This window comes from Rothia amarae, assembly GCF_014705945.2.
Classification (GTDB): Bacteria; Actinomycetota; Actinomycetes; order Actinomycetales; family Micrococcaceae; genus Rothia; species Rothia amarae.
Window position 1 is genome coordinate 1,336,203 of record NZ_CP061538.1, and the last position, 14,459, is coordinate 1,350,661.

Sequence of the window (14,459 nt, forward strand, 5' to 3'; positions counted from 1 at the left end):
GGGGCGCAAAATCCCAGTCTAATGCCCCAAAGTACGCCCCGGTATCCCAACAGAACAATTCATGTCTAAACTCATAGAGGATTCCACACCTCACCCCTGTCTAACTTTTTTGAACAGTGTTCAAAAATCGGTTATATTCAAACTTATGTCGCATTCAACTCATACCTCGTCTACAGCCACCGCACCGCATAACACCGGTCGCGACGTCGCGCTGATTGCCGTCTTCGCAGCTTTCATTGCCGTCTGCGCGCTCCTTCCAGCCTTCCCCGTTGGCCCCGCCGGTGTTCCCATCACCTTTCAGACCTTAGGTATCTACCTCACTGCGCTGGTTCTAGGCGGCAAACGAGGGTTTCTAGCTGTACTGCTTTATGTGATCGTTGGCCTACTTGGGCTACCGGTATTTGCCGGTGGATCCGGCGGTATTGCAGCCTTGGCAGGACCTTCAGCAGGGTATCTCCTCGCCTTTGCTCCCGCCGCCGCACTTACAGGAGCTCTCGCATACAGCACGCTGAGCACAAGACCCGGCAAATCCCCTATACTCCGTTTAACCGGAGCCGTACTAGCAGGCTTCGTGCTGATGACGGCGGCAGGTATCGCTGGCATGGTCATCAACGCAGGTATTTCCTGGCCCGCTGCGTTCACCGCAGCACTTCTTTACGTTCCTGGGGATCTCATCAAATGCGCCGTAGCCATCGCCGTTGCCTTGCCCGTACACCGAGCATTCCCCACGCTTTCCCGCCGCTAAACTCATCGGTATGCCTTTTTTTAATCGCCGCACCTTAAGCACCAACACCACCTCTAGGCCCGTAGTCTTTTCGCCGGCTGCGGGCCTAGAACTTCAGAACGTCAGCGTTACTGGAGAAACCCCCGAAGGCACATCTACGATTCTGCACGAAATCACAGTGAGTCTTCGGCAACCCAAAACCGCTGTACTGGGTCTCAATGGCAGCGGAAAATCAACCTTCCTGAAACTCTTCAACGGACTTACTCATTGCTCAGCTGGCACGGTGAATGTTCACGGGGTCAACGTCCAAGAGCACACGCCTGATGTGCGTCGAACCGCCGGACTGCTGTTCTCTGACCCCCAGGCACAACTGATTATGCCCACCCCCACCGAGGATGTTGAGCTTTCCCTCCAGCGCCTCAACCTAAATTCGGCCCGCCGCAGGCAACGCGCTCTTGAATTGCTCACCCAGAGGGGATTAGAGCATCGAGCGCACCACAGTATCTATCAGCTCTCTGGCGGAGAGCGCCAACTCGTTGCTCTGACTGCTGTTCTTGCGGTGGAGCCGACGGTGTTGTTATTGGATGAACCTACGACCTTACTTGATTTACGCAATGCCTTGCGCCTGATGGAGCTTCTTGAACAGCTTCCCCAGCAGATGGTGATTTCTACCCATGATTTAGAGTTAGCTGCTCGGTGTGATGAGGCGATTATTATTCATGAGGGGAAGCTGATTGACCAGGGGCCGGCACCCGACATCATAGATATTTATCGGGATTATTGTGCTCAAGGTTTTCCCGCAGAGGACGAGCGGCGAGGTGGGCATGAATAATCTTATGGGGGCATACTCTCCAAAATCCTCACCGATTCACCGGGCGCCTCTGTGGAGTAAGTGGCTAGTTATTTTTGGAATTACCTTGGCCTGCGCCATGACGCACACGTGGTGGGTGCCTGCGCTCGCGTTGATGTTGGTGCTGGTATTGGCGCTGATGGCTCGGTTGAGCTTGCATGAGCTCGGGGCTGCGCTATGGAGCGTGAAATGGTTGTTACTGGCGATGAGTCTCTACTACCTTTTTTTTGACAAACTGGCGCTGGGTGCAGATGTACTACTCACCTTACTCACCCTGATTTTTGCGACCAAGGTACTGCTGTTCACTACCCCGATGACTTCGCTGATCGATGGTTTTGTGCGCGGGTGCAAGCCCTTGCGCGGGCTGGGGGTATCGCCTGAACTCGTGGGTTTAGCCATAGCGTTGATGCTGAGATCTATCCCTGTGATTATGGATCGCTGGGTAATTCTACAAACAGCTGTGAAGGCGCGGGGAATTAAACTGTCTGCGGCGCATCTTTTCACCCCTCTAGTCATGACGACTGTTGCTTATGCTCACGAAACAGGTGATGCAATAGTAGCCAGAGGGCTTGATTCGCCCAAAAATAAGCAGGTTTAGTTGTATGCTTTTGCCATGGCTTTCAAAGAAAATTCACGGCTGGATACCAGCCGGGTCACCCGCTCAGGTGGGGGTCGCGGTGTTGCAGTCGGAGGCGGCATCGGCGGCGCGCTCCTTCTGCTTGTTGTAGGTGTCTTCTTCGGTCAAGATGGCGTTAACGTCCTGAACAGCGTTACTGGGGCGGCGAACGGTTTCTCTTACGACAATGTTCAAGGCACTGAGGCAGATGAGCAATTTAAGCAGGATTGTCAAACAGGTGCCGATGCTAATAGCAATTCTGATTGCAATATGGTGGCAACGGCTTACAGCTTGGATAATTTCTGGTCTACTTATTTGCCCGAAAACAAGAATGTTGATTATGTTCAACCGGGTTTGAACCTGTTTTCCCAACAAATCGATACGGGCTGTGGCAAAGCAACCAGTGCTGTTGGGCCTTTCTACTGCCCTGTAGATCAGGTTGCTTACGTGGACACCACTTTCTTCAATGACATGAAGACGCAACTGGGCGCTGAAGGCGGCCAGTCGGCTGAGCAGTACGTTCTGGCTCACGAATTCGGTCACCACATCCAGAATCAGCTAGGCGATTTGGAATATTCACAGCGAGACCCTCAAGGTAAGAACTCCGGTGCGGTGCGGGTGGAATTGCAGGCAGATTGCTACGCAGGCCTGTGGGCTCGTCATGCCTCCGATGACACCACCAGTGACGTACAGGTTAAACCCTTTACTCAGGACGAAGTCGATCGCATTGTCAATGCCACCGAAGTCATTGGCGATGATCATATTCAGATGACCTCTCGCGGCACTACGGATTCTTCAACCTACACACACGGCACCAGTGCCCAGCGTACTGCGTGGTTTATGTCTGGCTACAATAGCGGTGATATCAATAAGTGCAATACTTTTGAGTCTCGCGACCTCAATAATCCAGCAGCATAAAATAACAGATAACTTATAGAAAAGTCCCTCTCCCACCGCAGTGGGAGAGGGACTTCCAGTATCTTCTGATGACCCTAGATGTTGAATCCGAGGGCGCGCATCATGTCCCGTCCATCGTCGGTAATACGCTCAGGACCCCACGGGGGCATCCACACCCAGTTCACATGCCAATCATCGACCAGTAGCTCAAGATTTTGCTTGACCTGCTCCTCGATGACGTCCTGCAACGGGCAGGCAGCGGTGGTGAGAGTCATATCGAGGATAAGAGCACCCTCGTCGCTCCAACGCATGCCGTACAGCAAACCCAGGTCTACTATGTTCACACCGAGTTCAGGGTCGATGACGTTTTTCAAAACGTCTTCGAGCTCTTCTTTCGATGGGTGCGCAGCAGTGGTTGCTTCACTCATCTGTACTCCTTTGGTAGCGATGAAAGCTTACTTTCCGATGTAGGAAACGTAGCCCTCTTCTTCAAGGCGGTCAGCCAGCTCGGGGCCGCCTTGATCGACCATATGCCCGTCTACGAAAACGTGCACGAATTCAGGCTTGATGTAACGCAAGATACGGGTGTAGTGAGTAATGAGCAGAACACCCATGTCATTGTTCTGGTGAGCGCGGTTGACGCCTTCGGAAACAATCTTCAAAGCGTCGACGTCAAGACCGGAGTCGGTCTCATCGAGGATACCGAACTTAGGCTTGAGCAGTTCTAGCTGAAGGATTTCGTGGCGCTTCTTCTCGCCACCGGAGAAACCTTCGTTGACGTTACGAGCAATGAAGTCGGGGTCGATCTTCAGCTCACCCATAGCTTCTTTGACGTCCTTGGTCCAGGTACGCAACGACGGTGCTTCGCCGTCGATGGCGGTCTTTGCGGAGCGCAGGAAGTTGGACATGGTGACGCCGGGGATTTCTACGGGGTACTGCATTGCCAGAAACAAGCCGGCACGAGCACGCTCGTCCACAGACATCTCGGTGACGTCTTCGCCATCCAGCAGGATTTCACCGGAATCAACGCGGTACTTGGGGTGACCGGCAATGGTAGAAGCCAAAGTGGACTTACCGGAACCGTTAGGGCCCATAATTGCGTGGATTTCACCGGAGTTAATGGTGAGGTTTACGCCCTTGAGGATGGGCTTGGAGTTCTCGTCGTCCAAAATGACGGAGACGTGAAGATCCTTGATTTCTAGAGTTGACATGTTTCTCCTAAAAATTTGTGGAGCGCGCCTGCGCTAGTTATTGCTGAGAGCCAGTTCTTCTTCAAGTGCATCCATGAGCTTTTCTTCGAGCTCAGGAATGTGAATCTGCTGGATGATTTCATTGAGGAATCCGCGCACTACCAGGCGGCGTGCTTCTGCCTCGGGGATACCGCGTGCCTGCAGGTACCAGAGGTGTTCATCATCTAGCTGGCCGGTGGTCGAAGCGTGACCTGCACCGTCAATGAGACCGGTTTCAATCTCAAGGTTAGGTACAGAGTCAGCCCGAGGGCCATCCTCAAGTATCAAGTTACGGTTGAGCTCGTAGGTGTCAGTGCCTTCGGCATCCTTACCAATCAGAACGTCACCCACCCATACCGAGTGTGCGTTGCGCCCCTGCAGAGCACCCTTGTAGGTAACGCGGGACTTGCAGTTAGGCACAGAATGATCCACGAACAAACGAGACTCAATATGCTGACCGGCATCCACGAAGTAAAGACCGTACATTTCGGTTTCTGCACCGGGAGCGCTGAACTTGGTGGAAGGAGTAACTCGTACCAGATTGCCGCCCAACGAGATGTTGATGTGCTTGAAACGAGCGTCGCGACCCAACTTGGCGTACTGGGCAGAAGCGTGGATGGCGTCATCGTTCCACTCCTGAACCGAAACCACGGTCAAAGATGATGAATCCCCCACCTTGAATTCAACGTTCTGGGAAACCACGGCGGAACCGGCATGACGCAAAGCCACCACTGCCTTAGAGAAGGGCTTGGTTTCCACCACAATATGCTGAGCGGTAGGTTCCATCGAAGTACCTTGAATCTGCAACGCAATGTGCTGATCCAGCTCATCTTCCTGACCCACCGTAATCACGGTAGCTTCGCTGAAACTTGACCAAGCATTTGCAGCTACACGGTCTTCGGGAATACCCGCAGAACCAATACGCGAATCATCACGATTGACCGTTTCTACGGAGACCGAATCGGGCGCTGAAACTGAAATATCAACGCCCTGACCTGTCAGCGCATCGGTGTGCAAACCACCCAAACGCTTCAGAGGAGTGAAACGCCAGTCCTCTTCACGCCCGGTCAGTTCAGCAAAGTCCTCCACCTTATAAGAGGTAGGACGACCAGCACGGGAAGTATCTACAGTCTTCTTTTCAACACGAATCGTGTCGTCTTGAACCTGCTCAGTAGCTAGCTTCTCGCCTTCGTCGGTCATACCTGGAATCGCAGGAGAGTTATGGCTTTTATTTTCAATGTTTGACATATTTAGCCCACAGATCCTTCCATCTGAAGTTCAATCAGACGATTCAATTCAAGTGCGTATTCCATCGGAAGTTCACGCGCAATAGGTTCAACGAAGCCGCGAACAATCATTGCCATCGCTTCTTCTTCAGTCAGACCGCGCTGCATGAGGTAGAAGAGCTGCTCTTCAGATACGCGAGAGACGGTTGCCTCGTGCCCCATGGTGACGTCGTCCTCGCGAACATCCACATAGGGGTAGGTATCCGAGCGGGAAACGGTATCTACCAAGAGAGCGTCACAGACCACCGAAGACTTCGAGTGGTGAGCGCCTTCTCGAACCTGCACGAGCCCGCGGTATGCCGCGCGTCCGCCGTTACGAGCAATTGACTTGGAGACAATCGAAGAAGACGTATGAGGTGCAATATGAACCATCTTCGAACCGGTATCCTGATGCTGGCCTTCACCGGCGAAGGCAATGGAGAGAGTCTCGCCCTTAGCGTGCTCGCCTACCATGTACACAGCAGGGTACTTCTGGGTCACCTTAGAACCGATATTGCCGTCGACCCATTCCATGGTGCCGCCCTCTTCGCAGAGAGTACGCTTGGTCACCAGGTTGTACACGTTGTTCGACCAGTTCTGAATAGTGGTGTAGCGAACGCGGGCGTTCTTCTTCACCACGATTTCAACCACTGCCGAGTGCAGAGAATCGGACTTGTAAATAGGTGCGGTGCAACCTTCGATGTAATGAACGTAGGAACCTTCATCAGCAATAATCAAAGTGCGCTCGAACTGACCCATGTTCTCCGTATTGATACGGAAGTAAGCCTGCAAGGGAATATCAACGTGGACGCCCTTGGGTACATAGATAAATGAGCCACCAGACCATACGGCGGTGTTCAACGCTGCAAACTTGTTATCACCGGTAGGAATAACGGTGCCAAAGTATTCGCGGAAAATCTCTTCATGCTCTTTGAGCGCAGTATCGGTATCAACGAAGATTACACCCTGCTGCTCAAGGTCTTCACGAATCTGGTGGTACACGACCTCAGATTCATACTGCGCTGCAACGCCAGCAACCAAGCGCTCGCGCTCAGCCTCGGGTATACCCAGTTTTTCGTAGGTATTGCGAATATCTTCGGGAAGATCTTCCCAAGTCTTTGCCTGGCCCTCGGTGGAGCGCACAAAGTACTTGATGTTATCGAAATCAATTTCCGAAAGATCCGTACCCCAGGTGGGCATGGGCTTTCGATCGAAGAACTTCAGAGCCTTCAGACGCATATTCAGCATCCACTCGGGCTCGTTCTTCTTCGAGGAGATATCACGAACAACGTCCTCATTCAAACCGCGTTTTGCGGTCTGACCTGCAATATCAGAGTCGGCCCAACCGTACTCGTAGGTACCAATGCCCTCGAGCTCGGGGTTAGCCTCCAGAATCTCTGAAATGACGGTGTTGTTGGCATTGCGCTCAACTTGCTCAGTCATTTTGGCCTTTCTTTGTGGGGTTCTTTAGCGGCATGCGCCGCAAAGTCTTTTCTACTGTGGCTCGGTCACATTCAACCGCTCCAGTGGAATATGGGTGGTGCACACGTGCGCACCATCTGCCATAGTGGAGAGCCGTCGAACGTCGACACCGAGAAGATCCGCAATTATTTTGGTTTCTTCGTCACAGAAAATATGAAAATCTTCAGCCAAATCACGCACGGGGCAGTGCCCCTGGCATAGCTGAATACTCGCTAGAAGATGATGGGGTAGTTTTCGCCCGGCTGGCGGGTCCATTACTTGAGCCGATGCAACAAAACCATCTTGCGACATCGCCAAAGCGAGTGCATTTGCCCGCGCCATGATGTCGTTGCCGGCCGCTTCAACTAAAGGTCGGTAGCGGTCTTCCATCTCTGCCGAACGCGCTGCAACGAAAGCCTGCAAAGCCTGTTTGCCAACCTTCTCCTCAAGCAGGTGCAGAGCGTCTTTTGCTATTCCCAGATAATCATTTCCAATCTGTGAATGCCCCTGAGGGGCTATGACGTAACGACGCGCGGGTCGTCCGGCACCTGCTCCGTGCTGTTTAAGAGGTGCGACAATAATGAGCCCGTCGTGTTCGAGGACATCGAGATGTCGGCGCACCGCGGCGGGGGTGAGGTTGAGTTCTTCACCGAGACTGGCCGCAGAAACAGGGCCCTGAGTGAGTACTCCGGTCAGAACACGGTCGCGTGTTCTTTCCTCTGTTTCTGTATTGCGCGCACCAGTAGGCTTCTTTGCGGAGTCTTGATTCACGGAATACACAAATAAAGTATGACCTAATTCGTAGGTTCAAATCTAGTAAGGCAAACCTTTCTTTGCTCTCAGCGCACACTCGATTCACCTACTACTTCATCCCCTAGCTAAGGTACACCCTGGGATTGCTCTGATAGTTTGACCAAATACACCTGGCGGAGATGAGACTTTATTCGCCACAGCGTAAGCTAGAGTAGTGCAAAACCTGAACTCCTCACACCCGCATTTTCAGCTGGGCAACACCTCTGCCCTCGCTGCAGTTCAGATAGATTCTCTGGTTAAAGAATTTAAGCCAACGCGTGATTTTGCGCAGAAAAATCCAGAGAAAATCAACGAACGCGGCACCGTCAGCGCTATCGATGGACTCTCGCTTACCGCCCACCGCGGGGAAGTCTGTGTGCTATTGGGGGCAAATGGTGCGGGGAAAACAACCACGCTTGCATGCGCCCAGGGGCTTCAAAAACCCACCTCAGGCACGGTTCAATTGCTCGGTGAAAACCCGTGGGGAGCTTCTCCAGAATTACGCGCTCGCGTGGGAATTATGTTGCAAGACGGCGGCTTACCTCAGGCAATGCGACCCATCCCCTTACTGAAGCACATTTCTTCCATGTACCAGAATCCCCTGAAAGTGGATGAAATTGCAGAGCGGTTGGGTATCCATTCCTTTAACGGGACCACTATCCGCAGGCTCTCCGGCGGCCAAAAACAACGTGTTGCGCTCGCCGCAGCTCTGATGGGCAGACCCGAAGTACTTTTCCTTGACGAGCCCTCCGCCGGACTTGATCCCCAATCCCGCAATGTCGTCTTCGAAATTATCCGCGAACAAAAAGAAAAAGGTGTGGGCATTATTCTCACCACCCACCTTCTTGACGATGCCCAGCGGCTTGCTGATGATGTGTATATCGTCGATGCCGGTACTGTAGTTCGGCATGGAAGCGTCCAGGAACTTCTGGCGGGAGAAGACAGCAACCATAAAAGACTCACTTTCACTCTGGCGGACAAGCTCAATACTCAACGCCTCACAGACCGTTTGGGCTCTGATGTCACGTTGATTCACCTCTCCGACCACCACTATGCGTTGGAGGGGCAGCTCTCCCCCGGTGTCATTGCTCAACTCGGCGCTGAACTAGAGCAGCAGAACCTTATGCCGGTTTCGCTCGAACTTTCCCAGCGCACCCTGGAAGACGTATTTTTAGAAATCTCAGGACGTGATATTCAATGAGCCAGCAAGTAGTCTCCTCTGCTGCGAGCTTTCCGCAACGCATCCTGGCGCAGGGAAAATATGAAACGCTCGCAATGCTCAAAAATGGCGAGCAACTTCTGCTCAACATAGCATTCCCTTTATTTGCGTTGGTGGGTCTACGGTATACCGGGTTTCTCGATTCTTACGCCCAGCAGTTAGGTGTAACCCGTCTAGATATTGCGGTACCAGGGGTGTTAGCGCTGTGTGTCATTTCCACGGCGCTCTCTGGTCAGGGAATTGCAACTGGGTTTGACCGCCGCTATGGTGTTCTCCGTTTTCTATCCACTACCCCTTTGGGCAAAACCGGTTTGATGATGGGTAAAATTTTGGCGGTTCTCACCGTCATTGTTGTGCAGTATCTCGTTGTGCTGCTGGTGGCGGTTCTCTTAGGCTTCCGCCCGCATCTCATCCCCATTTTGCTCTCTATTCCTACTCTGCTCTGTGGGGCAGCGGCTTTCACCGCGCTGGGGATGCTCATTGCGGGTACCGTGCGTGCGGAAGCTACCTTGGCAATTGTGAACATGGCGTGGGCAATCCTAGCCATTGGAGGCGGAACGCTCATTCCTACCCATCACTTCCCCGGAATTCTCGGGTGGATTGTCAATATCCTTCCATCGGGAGCGCTCGGAGCATCTCTTCGTGGAGAATATTTGCACCAGGAGTTTCTTTTCCTGCCCCACCTCATCATGCTGGTATGGGCAATACTTTGCGGCTCCTTTGCCGCCAAATTTTTCAAATGGTCAGCGTAAATAGCGTTAGTTAGGTTCTTATGTCTGTCAACACCGCGCCTCAAAAGCGCGATAGGCTCGTTTCCCTTCGCGAGAAACTACTCCCTACCGAATACACCCCCTGGATCAAAACGATGGCGTACGCGGTAGTCCTCGCCAATATCTTCCTGATTGTTTCTGGCGGAATCGTCCGACTCACCGGGTCAGGTTTGGGCTGTGATACGTGGCCCCGCTGTACTACCGAAGGCTCCTGGACGACGACGCCTGAGATGGGCATCCACGGCATTGTTGAGTTTGGTAACCGCATGCTCACTTTCGTGTTGATGGCGGTCACCGTTCTTGTTTTTCTCTCTATCGTGCGCATCGTCCTACCTCATGCGCGGGGGTTCAAAGACGTCTTCCCTCTTCTGTTTACTGGACTTCGCTCTGCACAGAACCGCTACTCAGATATTTTCAATCTTTCTTTGCTACTGCTCTGGGGCATTCCCTTGCAGGCAATTGTGGGCGGCATCTCGGTGTGGCTCAAACTGAACCCCTGGATGATTACAGCGCATTTCTACCTCACCGGCATCATGATTGGCATTGCCGCTATCTACCTCAACCGTGTTCTGCGCTATTTTGAGAAAACTTCTTCTGCCTCTGAACGAGTGTTGGAGGAAACCCTCCCTGCTCAGTCCAAGGAAATGCGGATTTTGGGTTGGATCGGGTTGGCATTGGTTGCTTACCTTGTCTTCATGGGCACCGTTGTAACGGGCACCGGTCCTCACGCAGGTGATCCCCAGGCGCACCGTCACGCTTTTAATCCTGTCATCGTGACACGCATGCACTCACTGGGGGTATGGGCTTACTGCGCCACCGTCATTTTTGTATTGCTTCTTCAACGGAAGAACAACTGGCCTGTCTCCCTCAAGAAGGGAATCACGCTGGTCTTGCTGGTCTTGGTTTACCAGGCGGTAGTAGGTTATACCCAATACTTCAACGGACTTCCTATCTGGTTAGTAGAACTGCACCTGCTCGGTTCAGGACTTTTCATCTGGGCTGCAGTATCGCTCATTGAAAAGCAGTTGGTCATCGGCTCTGCATCAGAGCGGCAAAAAACAGCTCGCCGGATTTATCAAGCACCCGTCATTTCCCGCTAAACACAATGGAAGAAGGGCCCGAGAACATAAGTGTTCTCGGGCCCTTTTTTATTCTTTCTAGTGCGTGAGTCAATCCTTTTGGAAATGTCTCGCAAGCAAGTCAGTATTAGAGACTCAGCACTGCATCCCCTACGAAAGGATCGATTGCCAGGGCGATGAACAGCACGGTGAGGTAGGTGATAGATCCGTGGAAGACGGTCATTGCGGTGCGGCTGGTAGCGCGTTCTTCTAAAGCCAAATGATGCAACTTATGGCAGTGAAAAAGGAACCAAACGCCTGCGGCGATAGCGGTAATGGTGTAAACCCAACCAGCACCGCCCAAGGGGATAAGAAGCAAAGAGCAAACAATCATTGCCCATGCGTAAAGCACTACCTGAACGGATACGCTCTTAGCGCTAGCAATCGCACCGAGCATAGGGATTCCAGCGCGCTGATAGTCTTCGGCATACTTCATAGAGAGGGGCCAGTAATGCGGTGGCGTCCATAAGAAAATTACCAGGAACAGCACAACAGCTGCCCAGGTAATGCGGTTTTCAACTGCAGCCCAGGCGATAAAGACGGGCATACAACCGGCGAGTCCACCCCAGACGATATTTTGAGTAGTTCTACGCTTGAGTATTAGCGAGTAGAAGACCACGTAGAGCAAAATCGCCACCACGCCTAAGGCACTTGCCAAAGGATTGACCAGGAAGAAGAGATATACGATGGAGATAACCGCGAGAATCCACGCGAAGACAAGTGCTTCTTTATCTGTCAACTCACCGGTGACCAGAGGTCGCTTTTCGGTACGTTTCATCTTACGGTCAGCTTCACGGTCGATATAGCAGTTAAAGGCACCGGATGCACCGGCAGCCATAGCCCCACCAATCATGGTGTTCAGAATGAGCCACAGATTGGGCATACCGCCGGCGGCAAACATCATGGTTGGAGCGGTGGTGACCAACAATAGTTCAATCACCTGAGGCTTGGTCAAGTGCAGGTACGCCTTTGCTTTACGAACAAAACCGATTTTTTGTTCTCCAGGTGTACCGCTATCTCGTGGAGCAGTAGAAATGCTCGGAGTGCTATCGACCTTCACCAAAATTTGGCTCCCTACCCAAGAATGCGTGCAATAATCTGCCCCTTTGCGGCGTCTGCAAGTATTTTGAGCACGGCAAAGTAACAGATAGTCAAATATAAACTATACCTCACCCCGAATGCTCTCAAAAGGTTCCCCTAAAACGCACGGGTGTTCAGCTTTTTGAGCGAGCCTGAATTTATGAAGTGCTTTCTACTATTCTGGAAGTAATCGCTCTAGCTCCCCTTGTGGCGGGCTAGATGGGTAGATAAAGATTTACATAGTAGGGAAAATACGGTGGGAATCCTCCACCACAGAAAGGACTTCCTGTGCCTGATCTCAACAATAAGCTTGTGTGGAATGAAAAAGACCAGCGAGCAGTGGATACCGTACGTGTCCTTGCTGCAGATGCCGTCGAAAAAGTTGGCTCCGGTCACCCCGGTACCGCAATGAGCTTGGCTCCCGTCGCACACCTGCTATTCCAGAAGGTGATGCGTCACGATCCTAGCGACGACAAGTGGATGGGACGAGATCGTTTCATCCTCTCCCCCGGTCACACATCGCTCACCCTCTACCTTCAGCTGTTCCTCAATGGCTACGGTCTTGAGATGGATGATTTGAAGGCGCTCCGCACCTGGGGTTCGTTGACTCCCGGTCACCCCGAATACAAGCACACCAAGGGTGTGGAAATCACCACCGGCCCCCTCGGCCAGGGTCTAGCTTCTGCCGTAGGTTTTGCATACGCTCAACGCCGCATGCGCGGGCTTTTTGATCCCGAGGCGCCTGCTGGTGAATCACCTTTCGACCACACCATCTTCACTATTGCCTCTGAAGGCGATATTCAAGAAGGTGTAACTTCTGAGGCAAGCTCACTCGCTGGTCACCAGGAACTGGGGAACCTCGTCGTCATCTTCGACCGCAACCACATTTCCATTGAAGACGACACTGACGTCGCTTTCACCGAAGACGTTTTGAAACGCTATGAAGCATATGGCTGGGATACCACCCGTATTGACTGGACTGAAACCGGCGAATACAAAGAAGACGTTCAGGCTCTCTACGACGCCATCGTGGCTGCCAAGAAGGTTACCGATAAGCCTTCAATCATTGAGTTGCGCACCGTCATCGGCTGGCCCTCCCCCAATAAAAAGAACACCGGCGGCGTTCACGGTGCAAAGTTGGGCACAGAAGAAGTCATTGCTACCAAGGAATACCTGGGCTTCAACCCCGATGAGCATTTCTTCATTGATGATGAAATCCTCAACTACACGCGCGAAGTTAAGGAGCGCAATGCAGCAGAACGTGCTGAGTGGGAGAAGTCTTTTGAGGCTTGGAAATCTGAGCACCCCCAGGAAGCAAAGCTGTATGCTCGCCTAGAAGCAGGAAAGCTTCCGGAAAACCTGAACGAATCCCTGCCAGTATTTGAAGCTGGTTCTTCCATCGCTACCCGTGCAGCATCAGGCAAGGTTATCAATGCTCTGGCTCCAGTCATGCCCGAGCTTTGGGGTGGCTCTGCTGACTTGGCAAGCTCCAATAACACCACCATCGACACTGATAAATCGTTCAACCCCGAACACCGTAGCACCGCCAGCTGGAGCGCAAGCCCCTACGGGCGAGTACTGCACTTCGGTATTCGCGAGCACGCTGCGGCAGCTATTACCAACGGTATTGTTCTAGCGTCTCCCACCCGCCCCTTCAACGGTACCTTCTTCGTCTTTACCGACTACCAGCGCGCAGCAGTTCGCCTGGCTGCAGTGATGGGCATTCCCAACATCTTTGTATGGACGCACGACTCGATTGGTTTGGGTGAAGATGGCCCCACCCACCAGCCGGTAGAGCACCTCACTGCAATGCGTGCAATCCCCGGTCTCGACGTCGTTCGTCCTGCAGATGGTAACGAAACCGCCGTTGCCTGGCGCAAGATTCTGGAAATCAAGGATCATCCGGCCGGGTTGGTTCTTTCCCGCCAGAACCTCACCAACGTTGCTCGCGAAGATTTGCACCCCGATGCAGAGGGCGAAAAGTTTGCTTCTGCTGAAGGAGCAGCTCGCGGTGGCTACGTACTAGCAGATACCGAAGGCACCCCCGATGTCATTCTGATTGCTAGCGGTTCCGAAGTTGAAATTGCTTTGGATGCGCGCCAGAAGCTGGCTGAGAAGAACGTGGCTGCCCGGGTAGTTTCCATGCCATCACGTGAATGGTTCGCTGCTGAATCCGAAGAATACCGTGCATCGGTTATTCCTACCGAGGTGAAGGCGCGAGTCACCGTTGAAGCCGGTCTTGCCATGAGCTGGTATGACTTGCTCGGCGATGCCGGACGCGCAGTTTCTCTGGAACACTTTGGTGCTTCCGCCGCAGGTGAGAAGCTGTACGAAGAATTCGGTATTACCTCTGAAGCAGTTGTAAAGGCTGCCGAAGAATCCATCGCGGCTACTCAGAAATAGTTCACAGAGGGTGCTTTTCTCACCGAGAGAGCACC

Annotated in this window: 14 protein-coding genes; 8 read left to right on the top strand and 6 right to left on the bottom strand. The window is 52.7% G+C overall.

Going from position 1 to position 14,459, the window contains the following annotated elements; all coding sequences use genetic code 11:
• Window positions 1-145: 145 nt before the first annotated feature.
• From IDM48_RS06415 to ypfJ, 4 genes are read left to right on the top strand one after another with little or no spacing between them, the layout of a single operon-like run.
• Window positions 146-745 carry a biotin transporter BioY gene (locus tag IDM48_RS06415; RefSeq protein WP_145174582.1) on the top strand — a complete coding sequence of 200 codons (600 nt, stop codon included), beginning with the start codon at window positions 146-148 and terminating at the stop codon, window positions 743-745.
• 10 nt (window positions 746-755) lie between these two features.
• The gene (locus IDM48_RS06420) at window positions 756-1,556 is read left to right on the top strand and encodes an energy-coupling factor ABC transporter ATP-binding protein (RefSeq protein WP_190616564.1); all 801 of its coding nucleotides are present in this window, start codon (window positions 756-758) and stop codon (window positions 1,554-1,556) included.
• On the top strand, window positions 1,549-2,172 hold the full coding sequence (locus IDM48_RS06425) for an energy-coupling factor transporter transmembrane component T family protein (RefSeq protein ID WP_190616566.1): 624 nt from the start codon (window positions 1,549-1,551) through the stop codon (window positions 2,170-2,172). The genes IDM48_RS06420 and IDM48_RS06425 overlap by 8 nt, the downstream gene beginning before the upstream one ends.
• Before the next feature lie 15 nt (window positions 2,173-2,187).
• Window positions 2,188-3,108 (top strand): KPN_02809 family neutral zinc metallopeptidase, encoded by a 921-nt coding sequence (gene ypfJ / locus IDM48_RS06430; RefSeq protein WP_190616568.1) that lies wholly within the window; start codon window positions 2,188-2,190, stop codon window positions 3,106-3,108.
• Window positions 3,109-3,182: 74 nt separating this feature from the next.
• Here ypfJ and IDM48_RS06435 read toward each other — a convergent pair whose 3' ends face one another.
• The 5 genes from IDM48_RS06435 to IDM48_RS06455 are packed head-to-tail and all read right to left on the bottom strand — an operon-like array spanning window position 3,183 to window position 7,822.
• A complete protein-coding gene (locus IDM48_RS06435) occupies window positions 3,183-3,515 on the bottom strand; it encodes a metal-sulfur cluster assembly factor (protein WP_190616570.1) in 333 nt (110 codons plus the stop codon).
• Between the two features lie 27 nt (window positions 3,516-3,542).
• Window positions 3,543-4,298, bottom strand: coding sequence for a Fe-S cluster assembly ATPase SufC (gene sufC / locus IDM48_RS06440; RefSeq protein ID WP_068168423.1), 756 nt, complete (start codon window positions 4,296-4,298; stop codon window positions 3,543-3,545).
• A 33-nt stretch (window positions 4,299-4,331) separates the two neighbouring features.
• Window positions 4,332-5,564 (bottom strand): Fe-S cluster assembly protein SufD, encoded by a 1,233-nt coding sequence (sufD, locus tag IDM48_RS06445; RefSeq protein WP_190616572.1) that lies wholly within the window; start codon window positions 5,562-5,564, stop codon window positions 4,332-4,334.
• Window positions 5,565-5,566: 2 nt separating this feature from the next.
• Window positions 5,567-7,024, bottom strand: a complete 1,458-nt coding sequence (gene sufB / locus IDM48_RS06450) for a Fe-S cluster assembly protein SufB (protein WP_190616574.1) — start codon at window positions 7,022-7,024, stop codon at window positions 5,567-5,569.
• Window positions 7,025-7,075: 51 nt separating this feature from the next.
• Window positions 7,076-7,822, bottom strand: coding sequence for a helix-turn-helix transcriptional regulator (locus IDM48_RS06455; protein ID WP_145174566.1), 747 nt, complete (start codon window positions 7,820-7,822; stop codon window positions 7,076-7,078).
• Between the two features lie 196 nt (window positions 7,823-8,018).
• On the opposite strand from IDM48_RS06455, the gene IDM48_RS06460 reads away from it, so the two are divergent.
• Genes IDM48_RS06460 through IDM48_RS06470 form a run of 3 tightly spaced genes read left to right on the top strand, consistent with a single transcriptional unit; the run spans window position 8,019 to window position 10,923 of the window.
• Window positions 8,019-9,035, top strand: a complete 1,017-nt coding sequence (locus tag IDM48_RS06460) for an ABC transporter ATP-binding protein (RefSeq protein ID WP_190618683.1) — start codon at window positions 8,019-8,021, stop codon at window positions 9,033-9,035.
• Window positions 9,032-9,805: an ABC transporter permease gene (locus IDM48_RS06465; protein WP_190616576.1), complete on the top strand. Its 774-nt coding sequence runs from the start codon at window positions 9,032-9,034 to the stop codon at window positions 9,803-9,805. Before IDM48_RS06460 ends, IDM48_RS06465 begins: the two co-directional genes overlap by 4 nt.
• 20 nt (window positions 9,806-9,825) lie before the next feature.
• Window positions 9,826-10,923, top strand: coding sequence for a COX15/CtaA family protein (locus tag IDM48_RS06470; RefSeq protein WP_145174557.1), 1,098 nt, complete (start codon window positions 9,826-9,828; stop codon window positions 10,921-10,923).
• Between the two features lie 106 nt (window positions 10,924-11,029).
• Here IDM48_RS06470 and IDM48_RS06475 read toward each other — a convergent pair whose 3' ends face one another.
• The gene (locus IDM48_RS06475; RefSeq protein ID WP_420803870.1) at window positions 11,030-12,001 is read right to left on the bottom strand and encodes a heme o synthase; all 972 of its coding nucleotides are present in this window, start codon (window positions 11,999-12,001) and stop codon (window positions 11,030-11,032) included.
• Window positions 12,002-12,309: 308 nt separating this feature from the next.
• On the opposite strand from IDM48_RS06475, the gene tkt reads away from it, so the two are divergent.
• Complete coding sequence (gene tkt, locus IDM48_RS06480; RefSeq protein ID WP_190616578.1) at window positions 12,310-14,424, top strand: transketolase; 2,115 nt, start codon at window positions 12,310-12,312, stop codon at window positions 14,422-14,424.
• Window positions 14,425-14,459 lie beyond the last annotated feature (35 nt).